Below are 25056 nucleotides of genomic sequence, written 5' to 3'. Positions count from 1 at the left end.
TAAACCGGTGGAAGCCGGTTTTTTCTTGACATATGAATAAGCTAATCTTCAAATATCTGACCGCAGAATATAATTTAAGAGGTTGTGGATGAAAACTGTATTTGTGCTTGGTGCTGGATTTTCAAAAGAAGCTGGCGCGCCTATGCAGGCGGAAATAATGGGTGAGATATTTAAAATACACCAAGAGGATTCAAACTATTTTAATGGTTCAGATTTTCAGCTTTTTGAAAACTTACTTACTGAACAATTATATTATAAACGTGAGCAATTTAAAGATGTTCAGATTGAAGATATGTTCACTCCTTTAGACCGGTGCTTGGCGGATAATATCCAGTTTAGAGGTCTGTCTATTGAGCAAATGACAAAGACAAGGGATGCTGTTTTTAATATCATTGGTTTGGCCATTAGGAGGATCTTGGAAAGAAAAGGGAATAGTAAGGAATATATTGACCACTTCGCTGAGTATTTAGTGAGGAAATGTAGCGAGAGGCTGGGTGGTAATTATAGACAGCATGATCCTGTAAGCGTTATTAGTACCAACTGGGATATTCTACTAGATAATTCATTGTATGATTACATCCAAAGGAACTACCACGGACGTGCAGTTGTTGATTATTGCTGTTATATAAGCTCCTTAGAAGAAAGGGACGAAACGGTAAAGCCGGGTCTAGAAATGTTAGGAGCAGGTGGTTTTAATGTGAAACTGCTGAAGATTCATGGTTCACTTAACTGGCTACAATGTTCGCGATGCATGCGCCTTTATGTCGGGTTTAATAAAAAAATAGGGGTTGCGAGAGGGGCAACATGTAGGCATTGTGATAAAAATCATGACGCAGTAAATAAAGAGAATAGACTGATATCAAATCTTATTATGCCTACCTTTCTAAAGGATCTATCAAATCCTCAATACAAAATAATTTGGCAGAACGCTGGTATTGAATTATCTGAAGCTGACAAAATAATCTTCATAGGTTATTCGTTGCCGAATGCCGATTTTGAAATGAGACAACTTTTATCTCGAATGATTAAACGAAGTGTTAAAATTGAAGTCGTAACATATGAAAGAGATAAAGAAAAAGAAAAGGATATAAAAAAATATTGGCAGGCGTTTTTTGGTGAGCGTGAGGTTAAAGTTCATTTATGTGGTGCCAGTCAGTTCATTGAGCAATCCTTATATCTTGAATAAATTTAATAGGTTAAGGATGGGGCTAACTTCACAGCCCTATTCTTTTAGAATAGGTTAAAATTTAGGAAAAGATAGTTTTGACCTATCATAAATTTATTGCGAGTGGACCACCAACCCGGCGAATGCTGGGTTTTATTATGGTCTAAGATCAAATGTAGGGTTTGCTGTTCACTCTTCACTTAATGGTTAACTTCTATCATATTGATATTTCATATAAAAATATGATGGTGAATAGTATGTACGCTTTTCTTAAGAAAAAGTATTTTGTTGTGCGATGAGGTGGACGAGTTTTGAACGCTCCCGCCAATGTGTATAGCCATGTGTATAGGATTATTTGTCGATAAGAATAAATTCTTGTAAAACAACGAATTAAGTTGATTTGTTTGTTCCTATTATCGGCACCATCTAATAAAATCAATCACTTAGCGTAAAAAATCTAACGGATTGTATCTTCAATTATCATCCTTGATAACTCTTGGTAAATGCTTTTGCGTTGTATCGGCTCAAGTATTGTACAACGTACTGGCGGGTAGTTACCAGGCTCAAGCCCGAACAGCATTAGAAATTTTGCCATCCCTTGAAGCTGAAAGAGTTGCCGGACTCTCTAAACACGTCACTTGAACCCTTAGCGATACGTTCCGCGCTTCGTGCGGCGCTCAATGATGCTATACCTTGTGAAAGGTCGCAGAGAATAAACAGGCGTAATGTTGGGAAGACTAACCGGATCGGGAATGAATCCGGCTCTGCCACGGTTTCGATCACCGGAGTATAACGATCACCTGATAAGAGAACATGCTAAGGCTTTATCCTCCCTGCGAAGGGATTCAACCTGCGGAAGCGCTACGCGCCGCCTTTTCTTATGTGCCCAACACGGCACGTAATGGTCATCTATTATCTGCACCATTGTAACTTTCGTTGTACTGTCTCTCTGCTGTACGTTGCGCGCTGGCAGATTCAGCGGAGGAGATATCATGTCAAAAGCTAACCAAAAAGCAGCTACGAAGCGCAACAACCGTAAGATTCACGCTCGTAAATTCCGGGCAGCACCAGAGGGGAAAGCCTGGCTTGAAAGCGAGAGGAAATCAAGCTGGCACGAGCGGCTAACAACATGTTTTAGAGGTGACTGTATGAAAAGCAGCCGTTATGATTGCAATACATTCAGAGTCAAAAGGATTTGGACGTGGATACAGTCGAGGAACTTAACGGAACATACTTCTATGCGGGGCGTTCAAACCTCACCGCCTCCGAGCTATTTTTCATGGTCTTCTGTGAAAATGTTGTTGATCAACTTGGTTTAGGTCTTGTTGATTTCGGTGCTGTAGTTGCCATTGTATCTGGGCGTAATACTCTCCCTACAAGGGCAAAACCAAACGGTGCTGAAAAGGGAACATCATATGCGTCTAAAGCCTCGCGAAAAGTGTTCAAAAAAGCGCAGTTCCCTTTCGGTATCAAACTACCTTCCGTTATTGGTGGTTATCCACCTTCTACAATCAGAATCAGGGCGGTAGCTAACATTGGAACATTTACGGGCAGGGCTATTCCTGTCGTGGGGTGGGTTATCTTAGCTTCTGATATCTCTCAAATCACCTATCGCACTATCCGAGACTACAACGCTATAGCGCGGGGTAACGATAAGTTATGGTAAACAATGTTGAGCAGCGCGTTTATGAGCTTGTACGGCCTTACGCTGGCACGTACCTATTCAAGTTCAAGAAAGTAGAGCTAACACCTGAAACGGATCTTGATACTGATTTGAGTCTTGATGAGCTTGAAGCTGGTGAGTTAATGGATAAGTTTTTCGATGCGTTCAAGGTTGAACGGGGAAACTTTAAAATAGAAACTTACTATCCTGATCAGCCTGTTTCATGGAATCCATTTAAGAAAACAGAGCCTGTTCCTGTACCAGATTTCAATGTTGGTATGCTGATCGAATCAGCTAAAGCCGGAAGATGGTTGTACGAATAAGAATGCCCAAGCGCGTGTCCCTCTCTTAATGCCCGTTGAATACTTCGTTCGTAGTGCGTCTACTTTGGCCTGTGTGATCCCCAGGTAGGCGCGTGTGTGTTCGGTGGAGCGATGCCCCAACATCTTACTAATGACCTCCAGATCTTCGCCGAGCGCTTTATCAGTCGGGAAATGATGCGAACGATGGTGTTCAATTATATCGAGTGCGATTACAATCGGTGGCGTCGTCACAGTGCCTGTGGCGGACTTAGCCCGGAACAATTTGAAAATCAGAAGCTCGCTTAGCACCGTGTCCATATTACGTGGGTAAGATCACCCCACCTGATACGCCGCTATCATTCGCGTCGTTCTGGTCAGGCTATCCGCCACCTCCACTTCCGCAGTCGTAATCGCCATTCCCGCAGAACGCAGCGCCGAAATATCCGCGGCGATACGCTGGATACCAAACCAGAACAGCCCATCCAGCGCATTGACCTGCAGGCCACTTTCCAGCGCCAAACGTAACCGCTCGCGCGGCGCCTTTATCTCTTTTGCCAGCTGCTGATAGGGCGCGGCGGAAACCGCATCCGGCCCGCTGCGAATAATCCGGCTCACAAAGCGATAACGAAACTCATCCGGAACGGCGCTGAGATCGGCTTTCAGGCTGTAAACGCAGCCGCGCTTCTTACCATTAATCACCACGTTCTTTTGATTCAGCGCCAGCGCATGGCGTAAGCGATCCACCAGCTGCGGGGCGCGGATAAGCAATAAACGAAACGGCAGTTCGAAGCTGGTGGCGTAGTCGACATTCAGCAATGCAGTACGCAAACGCGTTTCACTGTTCGCCTTTTCCTGCTGACATTCAGCAATAACTTCCGCCCACTGGCGGGTAATACGCGGGGATTCGTTGCGCTCGATGAACTGAAATTTTTCAATCTGATAGTCAATACGTCCAGCCATTGCCGTTCCCTGTGGTTCACCATCTCGCTGATAGTTTTCAGCAGATTGCATCCATTCGCAAGTAGCAGCTCGCTTTAGATCATCGTGAGTTAACTTAACCAGGGAATATTAGCTGAACAAATAAAAAGAGATGAGAAAAGACATTTTTATTGATACCCATCCTCGGGATTATTCACCTGACAGGGGATGTAATTTATGTATCAATAAAAGCAACCACTAGATACAACGCCATTGCCAGAGGTGACGATAAATTATGGTAGATCAAGACAATATCGCAGCAGCCGTTCTGGCATGGTATGAAACGCAATGGAACAAGCCGACACTTACCGGCAAAAAGCAGCAGGTGAATGCGGATTTATCACTCAATATGGGCGATTATCCCTGGGCCAGAGAAAGTGGCGATGACATCATGCAATCGTATTTCCGTCAGTTTAATGTAAAGCAAGATGCATTTGATTTATTTAATTATTGGCCTCCCGAACAGGGTTTCCTCCCTAATTTCCTATTACCGAAATCCAAACGCATTTCTCCGCGCACACCGGAGCCGCTAACACTCGCGATGCTCATTGCGTCAGCACAGGCTGGGAGATGGCTGTATCGTTAGTTGTTTGAAAATAAAGAGCCCCTCCCCCGGATAGCGGCGCGCTGCGCCTTATCCGGGCTACCGGTTAGTGCCAACTTGTAACCCCGGTAAGCGTAAGCGCGACCGGGGTTTTTCTCAGTTAGCGCCAACCTTGGCCCCGCTAAGCGCAGCGCAACCGTTCTTACTGCAGCGCCTCAAGAATATGATACGCCGCCTTCACCCGCTCCGGGTTGGGGTAGCTTTTATTCGCCAACATCACGATGCCGAGATCCTGTTGCGGGATAAAGGCCACGTAGCTGCCGAATCCGCCGGTGGAGCCGGTTTTATGTACCCACGAGGCTTTCACCGGCGGCGCGGGTGGATTGACCGCCGTTACCGGCGTCGCGGCGAGCGCCACCTTATTATCGCTGCCGTTAATCAGCACCTCGGCCGACACCGGCCAGTTCAGCATCTCCCAGCCGAGGCCCTGATACATCTCCCCAGCCCGCCAGTAGCGCGACTGCGCCAGCTGGATCCCCTGCCGCAGTTTTTTATCCTGCACCGTCTCGCGGTTCATATTCGCCAGCACCCAGTGCGCCATATCCTCAATGCTCGACTTCACGCCGTAAGCCTCAGCGTCCAGCTGCCCCGGCGAAACGTGTACCGCGTTACCGTCGCGATAACCCCAGGCGTAATCCTTGCTCTGGGCGGACGGTACGTTAATCCAGGTGTGGCTCAGTTTTAACGGCTGCAATACCCGCTGGCTCATCGCCTGTTCAAAGCTCATGCCGGAAGGTTTCACCGCCAGCGCGCCGAACAGGCCAATGCTGGTATTGGCGTACTGCCGCTTACTCCCTGGCGCCCACTGCGGTTGCCAGTTCTGATAGTAACGCAGTAATGCCGCTTCATCCGTCACCTCGTCCGGAACCTGCAGCGGCAGACCGCCTGCGGTATAGGTGGCGAGATGCAACAGCGAAATCCCCTGCCACTGCTGGCCGGTGAGTTGCGGCCAGTACTTCTGCGCCGGATCGCTGAGCTTAATTTCACCGCGCGCCACCGCATCGCCGCCAAGCACGCCGGTGAAAGTCTTACTAACAGAGCCCAGCTCAAACAACGTCTGTCGCGTCACCGGACGCTGCCCGGCGACATCGGCCTGGCCCCAGGTGAAATAGTAGGGTTTGCCGTGATAGATCACCGCCACCGCCATCCCCGGTATCGCCTGTTCTTTCATTAACGGGGTGATGGTCTGATTGACCAGTTCGCGCAGCTGATCCGCCGTTTGCGGCGCGGCAAACGTCGAAAATGAGGCGCCCAGCAGCAGTACGCCTGTAAGGGATTTTTTCATCATGAAGTATTTTTCCATTATCGGTTCTCGCTCAATATCCACTCTCGTCCGGGCCCTTCAGACGCGCTCAGTGTCGGTGTTTTGCACTGCGCTGACAAACTGTTAAATTTAGCAGCAGGCTTTAGTTTTTCTAACGGATAATGTTATGACACGCAGCTATCTTCCTCTCAATTCACTGCGGGCGTTTGAAGCGGCCGCCCGGCATCTCAGTTTTACCCGCGCGGCGATTGAGCTCAACGTCACCCACTCCGCCATCAGCCAGCACGTGAAGACGCTGGAGGAACACCTTAACTGCCAGCTGTTCGTTCGCGTGTCGCGCGGCCTCAAGCTCACCACCGAAGGCGAAGGCCTGTTACCGGTACTCAATGAGTCGTTTGAAAGGATAGCCGGGATGCTCGACCGTTTTACCGGTCACCAGGCGCAGGAGAAGCTCAAGATCGGCGTAGTCGGCACTTTCGCTACGGGCCTGCTGTTCCCGCTGCTGCCAGCCTTCTGGCGCGAGTGTCCGCATATCGATTTGCAGATCTCCACCCATAATAATCGCGTCGATCCCGCCGCCGAGGGGTTGGATTATGTGATTCGCTTCGGCGGCGGCGCCTGGCACGATACCGCCGCGCAGTATCTGTGCGCCGCCCCGCTCTCCGCGCTGTGCGCTCCGTCGTTAGCTGCCCGGCTAAATACACCGAAGGATATTTTGCAGTTCACGCTGCTCCGCTCTTATCGCCGCGACGAATGGTCGGCGTGGATGCAGGCAGCGGGAGAACTTCCGCCTTCGCCAACCCATCGGGTTATTGTCTTCGACTCATCAGTGACCATGCTGGAGGCGGCGCAGGCAGGCTTAGGCGTAGCTATCGCCCCGGTAAAAATGTTCAGCCATCTGCTGGAAGAAAAACGCATTGTGCAGCCATTTAAGATTCATATCGATCTCGGCAACTACTGGCTGACACGTTTGCAATCACGCACGGAAACGCCCGCGATGCTGCATTTTTCCCGCTGGCTGGCGGAGGCCTTAAAAGGGGTTAATTCGGCGGAGTAATCCGCCATCAGAAGGCGCTCCCGAAGGAAACAGGAAATATTTGGAAATAACGCTTACACATTATGCATAGCGCTGGATAAATCAGCGTTTTTAATTTGCCCTGGCTTGCGCAGAAACGTTTACCCCCCTGAGAAACAAAAACAATAAAACAGTTTAAAAACAACACCTTAATTATTTACCTTTCCCCATAGCATCCTCCCCAGCGCCCCGCTGGCTATAAAATTATTATCGTTGCCATTATCAGATAAGTCCGATCAAGTGCATCGTTTATGTCTATTAATTTCCTGTAATTAAGTCACCGAAGCAATCAAACCGCGAAAACTGTTGCTGTATATTTCATCGCGATCAACACGCCAACATAGGTTATCTGGATACCCATCTGCACGGTATTCGCTTGCCGTGTTTGATTACCACAATGGTTATCCCCTTAAGTACATGGAGTTAAAATGAATAAGAAATTACTGCCTGTTGTAGCACTGATCCTGTCCGCGTCCGCCACCAGTGCTTACGCAGTTAACGGCAAGGTCAACTTTACCGGTGAAATCATCCAGTCAACCTGTACTGTGACTTCTTCCGACCAGAACAAAGACGTTTTCATCGGTAAATACCCGACTACCGCGTTCAACGCTGTTGGCGATGTTACCGCTTCTAAAGCGTTCACCATCAACCTGGAAAAATGTGAAGCCGGTGATTACTCCCTGCGCTTCGACGGTGCGACCGTTGCCGGTAACCCGAACCTGCTGTCCGTTGATAACGCTGGCGGCGTAGGTATCGAAATCCTGACCAACGACGAAAAAATCGTCCCAATCAACCAGAGCGCAGACGACAACTCCCCGTGGGTTAACGTTGCAGCGTCTGACGACAACAGCGGCACCGCGGTATTCAACCTGAAAGCTCGCTACAAATCCTTCCTGAAGGATGTGACTGCTGGTTCTGCTAACGCAAACGCCACCTTCACCATCGAATACAAATAATACGGATAATCCCGTTTTAGGGTAGACGTTTTGGCCATGGATGGCTGGTAACATTATTTGGAACGTGAAATGAAAAAGTTATTAACCGCTTTATTGTTATTTGTCTCGCTGGATACTTTTGCGGGTATTCAGGTCGATCAGACTCGGGTTATTTATAACGGCGGGGAAAAATCTGCGGCGTTATCCATTCACAATGATACCGATGAAACATGGATGGTTCAGACCTGGCTTGATACCGGTGACGCCACCGCAACGCCAACCAATTTACCGATGCAGGCTATTCCGCCAATTTTAAAACTGGCGGGAAATAAAGACGCTATTTTGCGCTTTGTTTATTCCGGCAGCGGACTACCAACCGACCGCGAATCCGTGTACTGGATCAACGTGCAGGAAATTCCGCCTTCGGCGAAGCAAGAAAACGTGCTGCAAATTGCGATCCGCACCCGCGTGAAGTTGTTCTATCGCCCTACCACGCTGAAAACCACCTTGCAAAAGGAAGCGCAGGCCCTGACCTGGCGCAAGCAAGGTAATGAGCTGGTCGTGACTAACAAAGGTCCGCTGCACGTGACTTTCGGCGTACTGACGCTAAAGAGCGGCGCGAAGACCTGGAAAGTGAATGCTGACATGGTTAATCCCATGGACTCTCTGAACATCAAATTGCCAGCCGGCGCGGCGGCAGCGGATCAGATGTCATTCACTTTTATCAATGATTTTGGCGGACATACGGAAATTAAAGATATCCGCATTCAGTAAGAGAGCAATACAATGGCTAGCCATAACAAAATAAGGACGATCCCTGGATGTCTGGCGCAGCATGTTCGCTTTGCTGTTTACGCCTCGACAATGTCATTACTGGCGACACCATTTGTCAATGCCGAAGAGCAATTCAATACCTCTTTCATCCGCGGGGCGAATAACGCCTCGCTGGTGCAAAACCTCTCTACCGGCGACGATATTTTACCAGGTAAATATGCCTTCGATATTTACCTGAATAAAAATCGCGTCGATCACCGGGAAATAGAATTTAAAAAAGATTCGCCTAACACCCCGGGCTATTTCTGTTTAGATGCCGACAGCTATCGTTCATACGGCGTTCTGGTGCCGGACACTGCCGGTAGCAGCGCCTGTTACGATCTGGTAAAAAATATTGCCGGCAGTAGCGTGAGCTGGAACGCCGCGCTGCAGGAGCTGAACATCTCCGTGCCGCAAACCGATCTCGAAGCGCGACCGCAGGGCGAGATTTCGCCGCTGGTCTATGACGACGGTATCAACGCCGGTTTCGTTAACTATGCCTTCAGCGGCAGTCATTCCCGTTTTGCCAGCGGTAGCGGCAAACAGGACAGCGACTACTACTTCCTGAGCCTCAATAACGGCCTTAACGTCGGCGCGTGGCGTTTTCGCAATACCTCTTCCCTGTCAAAACAGACCGGGCAAAAAGAGCAATGGAACCCGATTTCCACCTGGGCGGAAACCGACATCGCCTCCTGGCGCAGCCGTATTCAGATTGGCCAGAGCAACACCAATAATAACGTTTTCGACAGCTTCCAGTTCCGCGGCGCGCAGATTTCCAGCGTCCCGGAAATGCTGCCGGACAGCCGCCGCGGCTACGCGCCGGTAGTACGCGGCGTCGCCAACACCAACGCCCGCGTCGAAGTGCGCCAGAATGGCTACACCGTCTACAGCACCGTGGTGCCGCCGGGGCCGTTCGCGCTGACCGATATTTCGCCAAGCACCCTCAGCGGCGACTTAGCCGTAACGGTTATCGAGGCGGATGGCTCACGCCATAGCTTCACTCTCCCTTACTCCTCCGTGCCGAATATGCTGCGCGACGGGATCTGGGAATATCAGGTGACCGCGGGTAAATACCACGACGGCACCAATAATTATCAGCCGCAATTTATCCAGGGTACCGTCGCGCATGGCGCCGGCTCCGACTATACGCCATATGGCGGGATTATCATGGCCGAGCACTATCGCTCCGGCGTGGTCGGGCTGGGTAAAAACATGGGCGAATACGGGGCGGCCTCCGTTGACGCCTCATGGTCTGATACCGATCTGGCTTCCGGCGAGAACAAGCGCGGCGCCAGCGTGCGCTTCCTCTATTCCAAATCGCTCAATACCCTCGGTACCGACGTGCAGATCGCCGGCTACCGTTATTCGACATCAGGCTTCTATGACTTCTCCGATGCGGTAGCTGAACGTAACAACTGGCAGAACGGTTTCTACCACACCCAGTATTACGATCAGAGCGACGATAAAACCGGCGCGCCGGATTGGGCGACGCAAAACCAGCGCCGTCGTTACTACGACTCGCAGCAATACAACAACAAACGCCAGCGCGTCGAGATGACGGTCAACCAGCACATTGCCGGCGCTTCGCTGTACGCGACCTTTATTCGTCAGAACTACTGGAACACCTCCGCTTACGACCGCACCATCCAGACCGGTTTCAACACCACCTGGAATCGCGTCAGCGTCGGCGTGTTTTACCAGAACAGCCGCAGTAACTACGGCTATAGCGACAACAGCGTTAACCTCAACGTCTCGGTACCAATCAACATCTTTGGCCCGGACCACGAAAGCACGGTTAACTTTAACGCCTCTAACAGCAAGCAGAGCGGTAGCGGCTACAGCGCCGGGATGAGCGGTACACTGCTTGATGACAACCGCATGAATTACTTCGTGCAGAGCGGCCACACCCAGCACGGCGGCGATACCAGCCTGGTCAACCTGGGTTATCTGGGCAGCATGGGTAACGTCGATCTGGGCTACAGCTACAACAACAACTATCAGCAGACTTCGCTGAACGTCTCCGGCGGCGTGGTCGCGCACTCCGGCGGCGTCACCCTGTCGCAGCCGCTGCAGAACACCTTCGTTGTGGTGAAAGCGAAAGGGGCGCAGGGCGTGCGTCTGGAAAACCAGCCTGGGGTAGCGATTGACCGCTTCGGCTACGCGGTGCTCACTTCTGCGATGCCGTATCGCCACAACCGCGTCGCGCTGCGTACTTCGGATATCGGCAACGGCCTGGAAATCCCGCTGGCGGCGAAAGATATCGTGCCGACCGAGCGCGCCATCGGCCGCGTGACCTTTGAAACGCATCTCGGCCAGAGCCTGCTTATCCACGCCAAACTGGCGGACGGCAGCGTGCCGGTGATTGGTGCCAACATCTTCGGCCAGAACGGCGAACATGTCGGCGTGGTCGGTACCCGCGGCGAAGCCTACGTTTCCGGCGTTCAGAGCGGCGACCGTCTGCAGATGAAATGGGGCGACGATGCCGACGCCTCCTGCAGCCTGACGGTGCCAGAACTACCTGCTATTCAAGCCGATCAACCCGGTGGTTATCAGGTCGTCTCCCTGACCTGTAAATAACATGAAAGGACAATTAGTTATGTCGAAGTTTAACCTCTTATCCCGCACCGGGCTGACGCTGCTGGTACTCTCGAGCGCGCTGTTCTCCACCAGCAGCTTCGCGCTGAGCTGTAAGAAGAACGGTACCGAAGTATCGCAGACCATCGCGCTCACCGATCAGATTAACGTTTCGACCGCTAATTTGAAGCCGGGTACCCTGCTGTGGCGTTCGCCGACGTTTACCTCTACCTTTACCTGTACCGATACGGATCACATGCCCAATGGTGAAGATGCATATCTGTACTGGGATCCGGAAACCCGGATGCAGAATATCCACAACTCGCTGGAAGTCGGCGTCACCTATCTCAGCACCGATATTAAACCGGTAAAAGGTCAGAAAACGGATATCGGGCCAGGTACGCTCTGCCGCCGCAACCGTCCCGGCGGTGCATGCCAGTCTCCGGCAACCCCGCAGACCGTCACGGTGACCTACTCGGTTTATATTAAAGCCACCGGCAATCCGCCGCCGTCAAACGGCGTGATTAACGACACCAACCGCTACGCTATCTTCCAGGTTGACGGCGTCGGCGGCCTCAACAGCCGCCCGAATAGTAACTTCCGCGCGTGGGTCACCGGGCTTGGCAACATCCGCTTTATCGCCTGCAACCCGAAAATCACCGTCTCGGCGAACAATGGTTCAACGGTAAACTTCGGCAGCATCCCGGCGCGCAACGCGGTCGTCGGCGCCATTGAGAAACAGGTTCCGTTCAGCGTCCGCGCCGACCTGACCGGCGCCGGCCAGGATTGCCAGGGGCAGACCTTAATGGCCAGCTTCAGCACCCAGCAGCCGACCCAGGACACCAATACCATTCTGCCATCCAACGATAGCGGTTTTGGCATCCTGCTCTCGCGCGCCGATGCGCCGACGACCTGGCTTTCCATGAATACCCCGACGCAGTTGGGCATGATTAACGGCAGCGTGGTAGAAAGCAACTTCCTGGCCAGCCTGAAATGGCTAAGCGTTAAGCCAAAAATCGGCACCTTTAATGCGACGGCCAATATCGACGTTACCTTTAAATAGTGAAGCAAAATGCCGCTGACCAACACCGAACCGACCGGGTTACGCTATGTATTTCAGCCGATGTTCAACCGCGAAGGCAAAATGATCGCGGTTGAATGTTTGACCCGGTTTGCTCATCACGAGCCTGCTAGTCCGCAAGATATAGAACGGTTTTTCAGTGAGGCATCGGAATCACTGCGCGCCCGCATCCTGCTCGAACAGATTGAGCTGGTCAGGCAGCATCAGCAGTGGTTCCGCCACAACGAAGTCATGGTTACCCTCAACGTCGACGAGTCGACGCTGCATATGCTGCATGATGATTTTATCGCCGAGTGTGTGAAAACCATCGGCTGCCTGCATTTTGAGGTTAATGAATTTTCCAACACGCTGGTGAAACGCACCCCGACCATCGACGCCCTGACGGACAAATACTCCTTCTGGCTGGATGATTTTGGCGCCGGTTACGCCGGGTTCGCCGCCCTGACGGCACAACCCTTTCGTTTTATCAAGACCGACAAGAACCTGTTATGGAGCCTGCTGGAAAAGAAAAACGGCCAGCAGTTGATGGACTCGCTGCTGCACTATTTTCAGGCGAACCAGTATCAGGTGATCGTCGAAGGTATTGAAACCGAAGCCCATCTTCAGTGGCTGGAAAACATGCCGTGGTTTGCCCTGCAGGGGCTCCTCTGGCGGGAACAAACCATTGAAGCCTTAGTGGCCAGCGTCGAAAAATAACCCCTCTTTTCCCCGGATATCCACTCCCCCGCTATCCGGGCTGTCCGTCCTCTCTTCAACTTATTCATTTTCTGGCATTTTTCTTTTTCCACCTCGCCTGTCCTCGCCTTTCATATTGTTAACTTATTGTTGCTAGCGATCACAAAAATTAAACAATATGGTTATTTCATACGCATTTTTCAAAAATGTAGATATTTTTAATTTATGGCTACGAAATGAGCATCACCCCGACTCTCTGACTCTACCCGAGGAATGATTCTGATGAATGCACTGACCGCCGTAAAACCCCATGCTGATGATTTGGCCCACAGCTACACCGGTTTTTCCTTCGCTCCGTCCGCGCAATCGCCGCGTCTGCTGGAGCTAACGTTCACCGCCGAAACGACCGCGCAATTTCTTCAACAGGTCGCGCAGTGGCCGGTGCAGGCGCTGGAATATAAATCCTTCTTGCGCTTTCAGGTCGGCAAGATCCTCGACGATCTGTGCGGCAACCAGCTGCAGCCGCTGCTGATCAACACGCTGCTCAATCGCGCGGAGGGCGCGCTGCTGATCAACGGTATCGGCATTGACAACGTCTCTCAGGCCGATGAGATGGTCAAGCTGGCTACCGCCGTGGCGCATTTGATCGGACGTTCCAACTTTGATGCCATGAGCGGCCAGTATTACGCCCGCTTCGTAGTGAAAAACGTCGATAACTCAGACAGCTATCTGCGTCAGCCGCACCGCGTGATGGAGCTGCACAATGACGGTACCTATGTCGAAGAAATTACCGACTACGTGCTGATGATGAAGATCGATGAGCAAAATATGCAGGGCGGCAATTCACTGCTGCTGCATCTCGATGACTGGGAACATCTCGACGAATTCTTCCGCGACCCGCTCGCCCGCCGTCCGATGCGCTGGGCCGCGCCGCCGAGCAAAAACGTCAGCAAAGATGTCTATCATCCGGTTTTCGATGTCGACCAGCAGAGCCGCCCGGTAATGCGCTATATCGACCAGTTTGTGCAGCCGAAAGATTTCGAAGAAGGCACCTGGCTGAGCCGCCTCTCCGATGCGCTGGAAACCAGTAAAAACATTCTTTCCGTGCCGGTGCCGGTGGGGAAATTCCTGTTGATAAACAACCTGTTCTGGCTGCACGGTCGCGACCGCTTTACGCCGCACCCCGATCTGCGTCGCGAACTGATGCGCCAGCGCGGCTACTTTGCGTATTCCACGAATCATTACCAGACTCATCAATAAGGGTTCTCAGGCGAAGGAATTGAGCGGATGTATGATTTCGTGATTATCGGCGGCGGCATTATCGGCATGTCGACCGCCATGCAGTTAATTGAGATTTACCCGGACGCCCGCATTGCCCTGCTGGAAAAAGAGTCCGGTCCGGCCTGCCATCAAACTGGCCACAACAGCGGGGTGATCCACGCCGGCGTTTACTATACTCCCGGCAGCCTCAAGGCGCAGTTTTGCCTCGCCGGCAACCGCGCCACCAAAGCCTTTTGCGAGCAGAATGCGATTCGCTACGACGTCTGCGGCAAGATGCTGGTTGCCACCTCGCCGCTGGAAATGGAGCGGATGCGCGCGCTGTGGGATCGCACCGCCGCTAACGGCCTGCAGCGCGAGTGGCTTAGCGCCGGCGAGCTGCGCGAACGCGAGCCGAACATCAGCGGACTGGGCGGGATCTTCGTTCCTTCGAGCGGCATTGTCAGCTATCGCGACGTGGCGGCGGCAATGGCGAAGATCTTCGAATCTAAAGGCGGAACGATCGTCTACGACGCCGAAGTCAGCGCCCTGAAAGAACACGCCAGCGGTGTGGTCGTCCACACCCGTCAGGGCGGCGAATATGAGGCATCGACGCTGATTACCTGCTCCGGGCTGATGGCCGATCGGCTGGTGAAAATGATCGGCGTCGATCCCGGCTTTATCATCTGCCCGTTCCGCGGCGAATATTTCCAACTGGCGCCGCAGCACAACCAGATCGTTAATCATCTTATCTATCCTATCCCCGATCCGGCGATGCCGTTCCTCGGCGTCCATCTGACCCGCATGATCGACGGTAGCGTCACTGTCGGCCCTAACGCGGTGCTGGCGCTGAAGCGCGAAGGCTATCGTAAGCGCGATATCTCGCTGACCGATACCTTCGAGATCCTGACCTCGCCCGGCATTCGCCGGGTATTACAAAACAACCTGCGCTCCGGGCTTGGCGAAATGAAGAATTCGTTGTGCAGAAGCGGCTATCTGCGGCTGGTGCAGAAATACTGCCCCAGCCTGACATTGAGCGATTTACGCCCGTGGCCTGCCGGCGTGCGGGCACAGGCGGTATCGCCGCAGGGCAAGCTGATCGACGATTTCCTTTTTGTTACTACCGCGCGTTCCATCCACACCTGTAACGCGCCGTCGCCGGCGGCCACGTCGGCTATCCCGATCGGCGCGCACATCGTCAGCAAGGTGCAAACCCTGCTGGCAAGCCAGAGCAATCCCGGACGCACGCTGCGTGCGGCACGTAGCGTGGAGACACTACACGCCGCTTTTACTCGTTAACCCCTTAAGACAGGAAGCGATTATGCAACTTAAAGATGCAACTCTGTTTCGCCAGCAGGCGTTGATTGATGGCCAGTGGCGCGATGCGCAAAACGGCGATGTGATTGCGGTGACCAACCCCGCCAACGGCCAGCAGTTGGGTAGCGTGCCGAAAATGGGCGCCGACGAAACCCGCGAAGCCATTGAAGCCGCCAACCGCGCCCTGCCAGCCTGGCGTGCCCTGACCGCCAAAGAGCGCGCCACCCTTCTGCGCCGCTGGTTCGATCTCATGATGGAGAACCAGAACGATCTCGCCCGCCTGATGACCCTCGAACAGGGGAAACCGCTGGCGGAAGCCAAAGGCGAAATCAGCTACGCCGCCTCCTTTATTGAGTGGTTCGCCGAAGAAGGTAAGCGCATTTACGGCGATACCATTCCCGGTCATCAGGCCGACAAGCGCCTGATTGTCATTAAGCAGCCCATCGGCGTTACCGCCGCCATCACCCCGTGGAACTTCCCGGCGGCGATGATCACCCGTAAAGCGGGCCCGGCGCTGGCCGCCGGCTGCACGATGGTGCTGAAACCCGCCAGCCAGACGCCGTTTTCCGCGCTGGCGCTGGCCGAACTGGCGAATCGCGCCGGTATTCCCGCCGGGGTATTTAACGTGGTCACCGGTTCCGCCGGGGCCGTCGGCAACGAACTGACCAGCAACCCGCTGGTACGCAAGCTCTCCTTCACCGGCTCGACCGAAATTGGCCGCCAGCTGATGGAACAGTGTGCGAAAGACATCAAAAAAGTGTCGTTAGAACTCGGCGGCAACGCGCCGTTTATCGTCTTTGACGATGCCGACCTCGATAAAGCCGTCGAAGGGGCGCTGGCGTCGAAGTTCCGCAACGCCGGGCAGACCTGCGTCTGCGCCAACCGTCTGTATGTACAGGACGGCGTCTATGACCGTTTCGCCGAGAAACTGCAGCAGGCGGTGGAAAAGCTGCGCATCGGCGACGGCCTGCAGGACGGGGTCACCACCGGCCCGCTGATCGATGATAAAGCGGTAGCTAAAGTCGAAGAACATATTGCCGACGCCCTCGCGAAAGGCGCGCGCATCGTCACCGGCGGTAAACCGCACGCGCTGGGCGGCAACTTCTTCCAGCCCACCATCCTGGTCAACGTCCCGAGCAGCGCCAAAGTGGCGAAAGAAGAGACCTTCGGCCCGCTGGCGCCGCTGTTCCGCTTTAAAGATGAAGCCGATGTGATTGCCCAGGCCAACGATACCGAATTCGGCCTCGCCGCCTATTTCTACGCCCGCGACCTGAGCCGCGTCTTCCGCGTCGGCGAAGCGCTGGAGTACGGCATCGTTGGCATCAATACCGGCATTATCTCCAACGAAGTCGCGCCGTTCGGCGGCATTAAAGCCTCCGGTCTGGGCCGCGAAGGTTCGAAGTACGGCATCGAAGATTATTTAGAAATCAAATATATGTGTATCGGCCTTTAACAGGAGAGCAGGACATGACCAGCAATAAAGCGTTAATGCAGCGCCGTAGCGACGCGGTGCCGCGCGGCGTCGGACAAATTCACCCTATCTTTGCCGACCGTGCGGAGAACTGCCGGGTATGGGACGTTGAAGGCCGTGAATATCTCGATTTCGCCGGCGGTATCGCGGTGCTGAACACCGGCCACCTGCATCCTGAGGTGATCGCCGCGGTGGAAGGCCAGCTGAAGAAGCTGACCCATACCTGCTTCCAGGTGCTGGCCTACGAGCCCTACCTGCAGCTGTGCGAAATGATGAACCAGAAAGTGCCCGGCGATTTCGCCAAGAAAACCCTGCTGGTGACCACCGGTTCGGAAGCGGTGGAAAACGCGGTCAAAATCGCCCGCGCGGCGACCGGGCGTAGCGGCACCATCGCCTTTACCGGCGCCTATCATGGCCGTACCCATTACACCCTGTCGTTAACCGGTAAAGTGAACCCTTACTCCGCGGGCATGGGATTAATGCCGGGCCATGTCTATCGCGCGCTCTACCCGTGCGCGCTGCACGGCATCAGCGATGATGACGCGATCGCCAGCATCCATCGCATCTTCAAAAATGACGCCGCGCCGGAAGATATCGCCGCTATCGTCATCGAACCTGTCCAGGGCGAAGGCGGGTTCTACGCCGCCTCCCCGGCCTTTATGCAGCGCCTGCGCGCGCTGTGTGACGAGCACGGTATCATGTTGATCGCCGATGAAGTCCAGAGCGGCGCGGGCCGTACCGGCACGCTGTTCGCGATGGAGCAGATGGGCGTGGCGCCGGATATCACCACTTTTGCCAAATCCATCGCCGGCGGCTTCCCGCTGGCGGGCGCCACCGGACGGGCGGAAGTCATGGACGCCATTGCGCCGGGCGGATTGGGCGGCACCTATGCCGGCAACCCGATTGCCTGCGCCGCCGCGCTGGCGGTACTCAAGGTTTTCGAACAGGAAAACCTGTTGGAAAAAGCCAACCAGCTCGGCGACAAGCTGCGTAAGGGCCTGCTCAATATCGCCGAAACGCATCCTGAAATCGGCGACGTCCGCGGCCTGGGAGCGATGATCGCCATTGAACTCTTTGAAGAGGGCGATCACCGCAAACCCAACGCCAAACTAACGGCGGATATCGTCGCCCGCGCGCGGGATAAAGGCCTGATCCTGCTCTCCTGCGGGCCGTACTATAACGTGCTGCGTATTCTGGTGCCGCTGACTATCGAAGATGCGCAGATCGCGCAGGGGCTGCAGATTATCGCCGACTGTTTTAACGAAGCTAAACAACGCTAACACTCCTGCACCGGATGGCGACGCTCGCGCGTCCCGTCCGGTTGCCTGTCGGCCGGATGGGGCGCAACCGCCATCCGGCAAACGGCGCCAAAAAACAATAAAAGGGGTTAATGATGGGGCAACTGTCGCAATCACATGATTTAGGGGGCGGGCTGAAATCACGCCACGTCACCATGTTATCTATTGCCGGCGTGATCGGCGCAAGTTTGTTTGTCGGTTCCAGCGTCGCCATTGCCGAAGCGGGCCCGGCGGTGCTGCTCTCCTACCTGTTCGCCGGGTTATTGGTGGTGATGATTATGCGTATGCTGGCCGAAATGGCCGTCGCCACCCCGGATACGGGCTCCTTTTCGACCTACGCCGACAAAGCGATCGGCCGCTGGGCGGGTTATACCATCGGCTGGCTGTACTGGTGGTTCTGGGTACTGGTTATCCCCCTGGAAGCCAATATCGCCGCCATTATTCTCAACTCATGGATCCCCGGCGTACCGGTATGGCTATTCTCGCTGGTCATCACCCTCGCCCTCACCGGCAGTAATCTGCTGAGCGTCAAGAACTACGGCGAATTCGAGTTCTGGCTGGCTATCTGTAAAGTTATCGCCATTCTGGCCTTTATCGTACTGGGCGCGGTGGCCATCAGCGGCTTCTATCCATATGCCGAAGTGAGCGGGATTTCGCGCCTGTGGGATCACGGCGGCTTTATGCCTAACGGCTTCGGCGCGGTGCTCAGCGCAATGCTCATTACTATGTTCTCGTTTATGGGCGCCGAGATCGTCACCATTGCCGCCGCCGAATCGGATACCCCGGATAAGCACATCGTTCGCGCCACGAATTCCGTAATCTGGCGTATCTCTATCTTCTACCTGTGCTCCATTTTCGTGGTCGTCTCGCTGATCCCGTGGAACATGCCGGGGCTGAAGAACGTCGGTTCATACCGTTCGGTACTGGAGTTACTGCATATCCCCTACGCCAAGCTGATTATGGACGGGGTGATCCTGCTGTCGGTGACCAGTTGCCTGAACTCGGCGCTGTATACCGCTTCGCGAATGCTCTATTCCCTGAGCCGCCGCGGCGATGCGCCAGCCATAATGGGCAAAACCAACCGCAGTAAAACGCCGTATGTGGCAGTGCTGCTCTCCACCGGCGCGGCATTCTTAACCGTGGTGGTGAACTACTATGCCCCGGCGAAGGTCTTTAAATTCTTGATCGATAGCTCCGGTGCTATCGCCCTGCTGGTCTATCTGGTTATCGCCGTATCTCAGCTGCGGATGCGCAAAATCCTGCTGGCGAAAGGCGGAGAAATTCGCCTTAAGATGTGGCTCTATCCGTGGCTCACCTGGCTGGTTATCGCCTTTATCACCTTCGTACTGGTGGTGATGCTGTTCCGCCCGGCGCAGCAGCTGGAGGTGATTTCCACCGGCGTGCTGGCGATCGCTATCATCTGCACGGTGCCGATTATGTCACGCTGGAAAAAGCTGCTATTGTGGCAAAAACTGCCGCTGCAAAATACGCGTTAACCCTGTTCCCGGCGCAAGCCGGGAAATGTATTCAGGAGCAAGACTATGACCGCCATTCCCCAAGCGACGGCCATTGATGGATACCGCTGGTTGAAAAACGACATCATCCGCGGCGTTTATCAGCCTGATGAAAAACTGCGTATGAGCCTGCTGACGTCGCGCTATGAGCTTGGCGTCGGCCCGCTGCGGGAAGCGCTCTCGCAGCTGGTGGCCGAGCGGCTGGTGACGGTGGTCAACCAAAAAGGCTATCGCGTCGCCTCGATGTCCGAGGCGGAACTCCTCGATATCTTCGATGCCCGCGCCAACATGGAAGCCATGCTGGTGCGCCTCGCCATTGAGCGCGGCGGCGATGAGTGGGAAGCCGAACTGCTGGCTCGCGCCCATCTGCTTAATAAGCTGGAATCCAGCGAAGCAAGTGAGCGCTTACTCGATGAATGGGATCAGCGCCATCAGGCGTTTCATACCGCCATCGTCGCTGGCTGTGGTTCGCAGTATTTACTGCAGATGCGCGAACGGCTGTTCGATCTGGCGGCGCGCTACCGCTTCATCTGGCTGCGCACCACCGTGCTGTCGGTAGAAATGCTGGAAGATAAACATGTCCAGCACCAGACGCTGCTGGAAGCCATTCTGGCGCGCGACGCCGAGCAAGCCAGCGCGCTCATGCGCGAGCACTTACTGACTCCCATCCCGATTATCCAACAGGCGATGGCCGGCAAACTGCAGGCGCAGCAATCCTGATTCAGGCGGCGGGCTTTTTATAATACGGCAGCTGCTTGACCGGATACTCGTAGTGTTCCTCCACCACGCAGCGGTCCGGCGTCGCCATTCCCGAATAGAAGAAAAAGTACTCCTGACTGTCCGGGAAAAAGACCAGATCGTCGCCGTTACGAAAGCTGGTCACCCGATAGGGAATATTATTTTTAGTGTGCGCCTGACGCATGCCGGAAGCCACCTGGAAATGGTCGTCCCACTTCATGGTTGATAGCTGGTAATGGAAACGCGAGATAGTCACGTTTTTACGTAAAGAGCAGGACAATTTTACCGCTGTGCCGGCGAAAGCCGGAGAAAGGAAGAAGCTTAATAAACTGATAGATAATACAAATTTCATGAAGGTCTTATAATTTTAGGGTCAATTATTTAACGGTAACATGAATTGGCCGTTCAAACAGGGATCGCGGCGGATTTTCTTCCCACCGCGCCCGACTCCAGGAATATTCCTAATTATTCGCGCCGCGTAACACCTCGCGAAAGTGCATCACCAGCGGGCGCTGGTTAGCTTTGTGCCATACCGCCCACAGCTGGGTCGAATAGCTCATCCACGGAATTTCCCGCAGCACGACCCCCTCAGGGGCGTTATGCCGCAGGCTGTGCTGGATCAGCGCCACGCCCAGCCCCGCCGCCACCAGCCCCAGAGCCGTTAATGGCTCTCCGGCTTCCAGACGAATATCCGGATTAAAGCCCGCACGTACGCAGGCGGCGACGAACTCATCGCGTGAATGGGCATCGTCGTTATGGATAACCGCGATCCACTGCTGATCGGCCAGCTGCGCCGGCTGCAAGTTTTCCGCAGCGGCCAGCGGGTGATTCTGCGGTAATGCCAGCAGCATCCGGTCATCAAGCACCTGGGTGTACTCCAGATCCTGTTCGCCCGCCGAAGGCGGCATGTCCACCAGCGAGAAATCCAGGCTGCGCTGGCGCAGGCCCTCAATCTGCGTAGCGGGCGGCTGGCTATACAGCGCGATATGCACGTCCGGGCGCGACGTTCGCAGGGTGCGCAGCGCGGTAGAAAGCACGCCGGAGTGCATGGCGTTTTCGATATAACCGATACACAACCCGCCATCTTCGCCGCGCCCCAGTCGTTTACCTAATGATTCGAGACGATTGGCGTGGGTCAGCAACGAGCGCGTTTCGGCCAGAAACGTCTGCCCGTCCGCCGTCAGGCGAATACGCTGCTGGTTACGTTCAAACAACATCAGCCCAAGGCGCTCCTCCAGCTGGGCTATCTGGCGGCTGAGCGGCGACTGCGAAATATGTAAGCGTTCGGCGGCACGGCCAACGTGCTCCTCTTCCGCCACCACCACAAAGTATTTCAACTGGCGTAAATCAATCATATGAGACCTCAAAGGACTTAAGTCAGACTAATTATGTCCTATCAAGTCATAACACCGCAAGGTATTGTGATCTCCGTCACAGAGCGACAGCACAAGTCGCTCGCAAAGAACCCTTCCCAAAACGGGAACCCTATATCGAGGACATCTTAGATGAGCATCAAACATATTCTGCCAGGCAACATCGGTTTAGGCGGCGCGCCGCTGGGCAACATGTTCCGCAACATCCCGGAAGACGAGGCGCACGCCACCGTCGCCGCCGCCTGGGATCTGGGCGTTCGTTACTTCGATACCGCGCCGCTGTACGGGTCCGGTCTTTCTGAAATCCGGATGGGCGAAGCGCTCTCACAGTACCCTCGCGACCAGTTCGTTCTGAGCAGCAAAGTCGGCCGCATCATGCTTGATGAAATGGAAGACCCGGCCGCGCGTGATTTCGGTGAGAAAGGCGGTCTTTTCGAATACGGCCTGAAAAACAAAATCCTCAACGATTACTCGGCAGACGCCACCCTGCGTTCTATTGAAGACAGTTTAAAACGGCTGAAAACCGACCATCTCGACATCGTATGGATCCACGATCCAGCGCAGGATTTCTACGGCGACAGCTGGCTGGAGCAGTTCAACATCGCCCGTACCGGCGCCTTCCGCGCGCTGACCCGCCTGCGTGAAGAAGGCGTCATTAAAGCATGGGGTCTGGGCGTGAACCGCGTCGAACCTTGCGAACTGACCTTAGCGCTCGACGAGCCGAAGCCGGATGCGTTCCTGCTGGCTGGCCGCTACTCGCTGCTGGACCACAAACGCGCCCTGCAGCGCCTGATGCCGGAAGCGCTGGAACAGAATGTCGATATCGTTGTCGGCGGTCCTTACAGCTCGGGCGTTCTCGCCGGCGGTGAACACTTCGAATACCAGAAAGCCTCTGCGGCGATCCACCAGCAGGTGGCGCAGATCAAGGCCGTTGCCGCTCGTCATCAGGTGGATGTGAAAGCCGCGGCGCTGCAGTTTGCCCTGGCTCACCCGGCGGTGGCCGCCGTGATCCCAGGCTCCAGCCGTCCGGGCCGTATGGCGGAAGATCTAGCCGCGCTGAAAGCAATCATCCCAGCCGCTTTCTGGGAAGAGATGCGCAGCCAGAATCTGGTGGCGGATAACGCGCCGCTGCCGATTCGTTAATTTTAGCGGGGCCACAGGGCCCCTCTTAAAACAAGAGAGACACCATGAAACTGGATCTAACTCATAAAGTCGCCGTGGTGAGCGGCTCCACTTCCGGCATCGGGCTTGGCATCGCTAAAGGCCTTGCTCAGGCGGGCGCGACCGTGGTCATCGTCGGCCGTCAACGGCGCGGTGTTGATACCGCCATGGCGGCGATTAATGCCGAACTCCCGGATGCGCAGCTGCGCGGGGTGGTCGCCGACCTCAGCACCGAGGAGGGCGTCAGCGCGCTGCTCGCCGCCGAGCCGCATGCTGATGTGGTGGTTAACAACCTCGGCATCTTTAACGATAAAGATTTCTTTAGCGTACCGGATAGCGAGTGGATGCACTTTTATAACGTCAACGTGCTTTCCGGCGTGCGGCTGTCGCGCCACTACGCCCGGGGGATGATCGACAACGGCTGGGGACGCATTATTTTCGTCTCCTCGGAATCCGGCGTCGCGATTCCTGCCGACATGATCAACTACGGCGTGACCAAAAGCGCCAACCTTGCGGTCTCCCACGGGCTGGCGAAACGTCTGGCCGGTACCGGCGTCACCGTTAACGCCATTCTGCCCGGCCCCACCTTCACCGAAGGTTTGCAGGAGATGCTGGCGGAGGCCGCCGCGCAGTCTGGCCGCAGCCCGCGTGAACAGGCTGATGAATTTGTGAAGACCGCGCGCCCAAGCTCGATTATCCAGCGGGCGGCGGACGTCGACGAAGTGGCGAACCTGGCGGTGTATCTCGCCTCGCCGCTCTCGTCAGCCACCACCGGCGCTGCGCTGCGCGTCGATGGCGGCGTCGTCGACACCCTGGCAATGTAATTCTAATCATCTGCAATAAAGAGAGAAATAAAATGGCTAATACCACTGTATCTATCGAAATCCCGGCTTCTGTCGACCAGGTCTGGCAACTGATGGGCGGCTTTGACTCGCTGCCCGACTGGCTGCCGTTCATCCCGAAAAGCGTAGTGAGCGAAGGAGGACGCGTGCGTACGCTGACCACTTCCGATGGCGGCACGGTCATTGAGCGTCTGGAGGCGTTTGATAACCGCCAGCGCAGCTATAGCTACTCGATAATCCAGGCGCCGTTCCCGGTAGTGGATTACCTCTCCACGATCGCGGTAGTGGCAACTGCCGATAGCAATATCACCCGCGTTGAGTGGTCCGGCAGCTTCACGCCGGTTAACGTCAGCGACGCGGATGCCGAAGCGCTGTTCAGCGGTATTTCTCGCGACGGCCTGCAGGCGTTGAAAAATAACTTTAGCGCCTGATTGTTGCCAGGAATGGCCAGGCCATTCCTTTTATGAACAAAAGAAGAAAAGTCTATTGCCCGTTGCCGTCTTTTTCAGACAACGGGCGGGGCCTATCCTTTACGCCATCACGTTGCAACGGGCAACGTTAACGAAACAACTTACCAGGATTATGAACATGAAAACCGTATCGACTCTTTTTTCCGCAGCCGCACTTTCACTTTTTGCCTTTACTACTTCCGCGCATAGCGTCACTGCGACCGGTAATACGCTTGACTCCGCTGAAGCGGTGATTGCCAAAAAAGCGAAAGAGCTAAATGCGACTGATTATAAAATCACCAGTGCCCATATGGGGAATAAGGTGACGATGAGCGCGGAACTGTACAAGTAAAGTCGGGTCCCCTTCAGAGCCCCGGCGACTCAGCATTTTGAGTTGGCCGGGGGCTAAGAATTCTCACTCTCCCGCTTTCGATTGTTTCACCTGCAATTAACCCTACACCCTGCATTTCTCTCTGCTTTTACGCTCAACAACACATAATACTTCGG

General features: G+C 54.4%; 24 protein-coding genes and 2 pseudogenes. 22 read left to right on the top strand and 4 right to left on the bottom strand.

Annotation, left to right across the window (positions count from 1 at the left end; all coding sequences use genetic code 11):
• Positions 1–88 precede the first annotated feature (88 nt).
• From PGR09_RS00385 to PGR09_RS00370, 4 genes and pseudogenes are all read left to right on the top strand, one after another.
• The gene (locus PGR09_RS00385) at positions 89–1186 is read left to right on the top strand and encodes a hypothetical protein (RefSeq protein WP_096962790.1); all 1098 of its coding nucleotides are present in this window, start codon (positions 89–91) and stop codon (positions 1184–1186) included.
• 1180 nt (positions 1187–2366) lie between these two features.
• Positions 2367–2831, top strand: coding sequence for an STM2901 family protein (locus PGR09_RS00380; RefSeq protein ID WP_015704509.1), 465 nt, complete (start codon positions 2367–2369; stop codon positions 2829–2831).
• Positions 2825–3151: a DUF1493 family protein gene (locus PGR09_RS00375; RefSeq protein ID WP_015704508.1), complete on the top strand. Its 327-nt coding sequence runs from the start codon at positions 2825–2827 to the stop codon at positions 3149–3151. The genes PGR09_RS00380 and PGR09_RS00375 overlap by 7 nt, the downstream gene beginning before the upstream one ends.
• A 147-nt stretch (positions 3152–3298) precedes the next feature.
• Positions 3299–3436: pseudogene (locus tag PGR09_RS00370) on the top strand (IS3 family transposase); the annotation flags it as partial.
• Between the two features lie 27 nt (positions 3437–3463).
• Here the strand turns inward: PGR09_RS00370 and PGR09_RS00365 are convergent.
• Positions 3464–4090 (bottom strand): helix-turn-helix domain-containing protein, encoded by a 627-nt coding sequence (locus PGR09_RS00365; RefSeq protein ID WP_015704506.1) that lies wholly within the window; start codon positions 4088–4090, stop codon positions 3464–3466.
• A 152-nt stretch (positions 4091–4242) separates the two neighbouring features.
• Here PGR09_RS00365 and PGR09_RS00360 point away from each other — a divergent pair.
• Both PGR09_RS00360 and PGR09_RS00355 read left to right on the top strand, forming a co-directional pair.
• Positions 4243–4350 (top strand): annotated as a pseudogene (locus PGR09_RS00360) (STM2901 family protein); the annotation flags it as partial.
• Complete coding sequence (locus PGR09_RS00355; protein ID WP_045391055.1) at positions 4344–4694, top strand: DUF1493 family protein; 351 nt, start codon at positions 4344–4346, stop codon at positions 4692–4694. The pseudogene PGR09_RS00360 and the gene PGR09_RS00355, both read left to right, overlap by 7 nt.
• Before the next feature lie 160 nt (positions 4695–4854).
• On the opposite strand, the gene ampC is transcribed toward PGR09_RS00355, so the two are convergent.
• Complete coding sequence (gene ampC, locus PGR09_RS00350) at positions 4855–6000, bottom strand: CMY2-MIR-ACT-EC family cephalosporin-hydrolyzing class C beta-lactamase (protein WP_430915719.1); 1146 nt, start codon at positions 5998–6000, stop codon at positions 4855–4857.
• Positions 6001–6142: 142 nt separating this feature from the next.
• On the opposite strand from ampC, the gene ampR reads away from it, so the two are divergent.
• From ampR to csiR, 12 genes are all read left to right on the top strand, one after another.
• Complete coding sequence (gene ampR, locus PGR09_RS00345) at positions 6143–7033, top strand: LysR family transcriptional regulator AmpR (protein WP_045391061.1); 891 nt, start codon at positions 6143–6145, stop codon at positions 7031–7033.
• A 446-nt stretch (positions 7034–7479) separates the two neighbouring features.
• On the top strand, positions 7480–8007 hold the full coding sequence (locus PGR09_RS00340) for a fimbrial protein (protein ID WP_045391064.1): 528 nt from the start codon (positions 7480–7482) through the stop codon (positions 8005–8007).
• A gap of 69 nt (positions 8008–8076) precedes the next feature.
• Positions 8077–8760: a fimbrial biogenesis chaperone gene (locus PGR09_RS00335; protein WP_045391067.1), complete on the top strand. Its 684-nt coding sequence runs from the start codon at positions 8077–8079 to the stop codon at positions 8758–8760.
• Between the two features lie 90 nt (positions 8761–8850).
• Positions 8851–11376, top strand: coding sequence for a fimbria/pilus outer membrane usher protein (locus PGR09_RS00330; protein WP_045391070.1), 2526 nt, complete (start codon positions 8851–8853; stop codon positions 11374–11376).
• Positions 11377–11395: 19 nt separating this feature from the next.
• On the top strand, positions 11396–12436 hold the full coding sequence (locus PGR09_RS00325; protein WP_015368067.1) for a fimbrial protein: 1041 nt from the start codon (positions 11396–11398) through the stop codon (positions 12434–12436).
• A 9-nt stretch (positions 12437–12445) separates the two neighbouring features.
• Positions 12446–13150, top strand: coding sequence for an EAL domain-containing protein (locus tag PGR09_RS00320; RefSeq protein WP_047046057.1), 705 nt, complete (start codon positions 12446–12448; stop codon positions 13148–13150).
• Positions 13151–13411: 261 nt separating this feature from the next.
• The gene (gene glaH / locus PGR09_RS00315) at positions 13412–14389 is read left to right on the top strand and encodes a glutarate dioxygenase GlaH (protein WP_430915718.1); all 978 of its coding nucleotides are present in this window, start codon (positions 13412–13414) and stop codon (positions 14387–14389) included.
• Between the two features lie 27 nt (positions 14390–14416).
• Complete coding sequence (gene lhgO, locus PGR09_RS00310; RefSeq protein WP_430915717.1) at positions 14417–15685, top strand: L-2-hydroxyglutarate oxidase; 1269 nt, start codon at positions 14417–14419, stop codon at positions 15683–15685.
• 22 nt (positions 15686–15707) lie between these two features.
• A complete protein-coding gene (gabD, locus tag PGR09_RS00305) occupies positions 15708–17156 on the top strand; it encodes an NADP-dependent succinate-semialdehyde dehydrogenase (RefSeq protein WP_251850126.1) in 1449 nt (482 codons plus the stop codon).
• Positions 17157–17170: 14 nt separating this feature from the next.
• Complete coding sequence (gene gabT / locus PGR09_RS00300; RefSeq protein WP_430915716.1) at positions 17171–18454, top strand: 4-aminobutyrate--2-oxoglutarate transaminase; 1284 nt, start codon at positions 17171–17173, stop codon at positions 18452–18454.
• A 113-nt stretch (positions 18455–18567) separates the two neighbouring features.
• Positions 18568–19968, top strand: coding sequence for a GABA permease (gene gabP / locus PGR09_RS00295; RefSeq protein ID WP_430915715.1), 1401 nt, complete (start codon positions 18568–18570; stop codon positions 19966–19968).
• 45 nt (positions 19969–20013) lie between these two features.
• The gene (gene csiR, locus PGR09_RS00290) at positions 20014–20706 is read left to right on the top strand and encodes a DNA-binding transcriptional regulator CsiR (RefSeq protein WP_396279892.1); all 693 of its coding nucleotides are present in this window, start codon (positions 20014–20016) and stop codon (positions 20704–20706) included.
• Position 20707: 1 nt separating this feature from the next.
• Here the strand turns inward: csiR and PGR09_RS00285 are convergent, their stop codons facing one another.
• Positions 20708–21076 carry a hypothetical protein gene (locus PGR09_RS00285; protein WP_047046065.1) on the bottom strand — a complete coding sequence of 123 codons (369 nt, stop codon included), beginning with the start codon at positions 21074–21076 and terminating at the stop codon, positions 20708–20710.
• 109 nt (positions 21077–21185) lie between these two features.
• Positions 21186–22079, bottom strand: coding sequence for a LysR substrate-binding domain-containing protein (locus PGR09_RS00280; protein WP_047078697.1), 894 nt, complete (start codon positions 22077–22079; stop codon positions 21186–21188).
• 150 nt (positions 22080–22229) lie between these two features.
• On the opposite strand from PGR09_RS00280, the gene PGR09_RS00275 reads away from it, so the two are divergent.
• From PGR09_RS00275 to PGR09_RS00260, 4 genes are all read left to right on the top strand, one after another.
• Positions 22230–23240 (top strand): aldo/keto reductase, encoded by a 1011-nt coding sequence (locus PGR09_RS00275; protein ID WP_320482336.1) that lies wholly within the window; start codon positions 22230–22232, stop codon positions 23238–23240.
• 44 nt (positions 23241–23284) lie between these two features.
• Positions 23285–24082 (top strand): SDR family NAD(P)-dependent oxidoreductase, encoded by a 798-nt coding sequence (locus PGR09_RS00270; protein WP_045391099.1) that lies wholly within the window; start codon positions 23285–23287, stop codon positions 24080–24082.
• Positions 24083–24114: 32 nt separating this feature from the next.
• Positions 24115–24531 (top strand): SRPBCC family protein, encoded by a 417-nt coding sequence (locus PGR09_RS00265; RefSeq protein WP_430915714.1) that lies wholly within the window; start codon positions 24115–24117, stop codon positions 24529–24531.
• 157 nt (positions 24532–24688) lie between these two features.
• Positions 24689–24901 carry a DUF1471 domain-containing protein gene (locus PGR09_RS00260; protein WP_430915713.1) on the top strand — a complete coding sequence of 71 codons (213 nt, stop codon included), beginning with the start codon at positions 24689–24691 and terminating at the stop codon, positions 24899–24901.
• The last annotated feature ends 155 nt before the right edge of the window (positions 24902–25056 follow it).

Origin of the sequence: Klebsiella sp. 141251 (genome assembly GCF_050600725.1) — a bacterium.
Classification (GTDB): domain Bacteria; phylum Pseudomonadota; class Gammaproteobacteria; order Enterobacterales; family Enterobacteriaceae; genus Klebsiella; species Klebsiella aerogenes.
The sequence above is the reverse complement of the archived record's forward strand: the minus strand, read 5'-3'. Positions and strand labels throughout refer to the sequence as shown.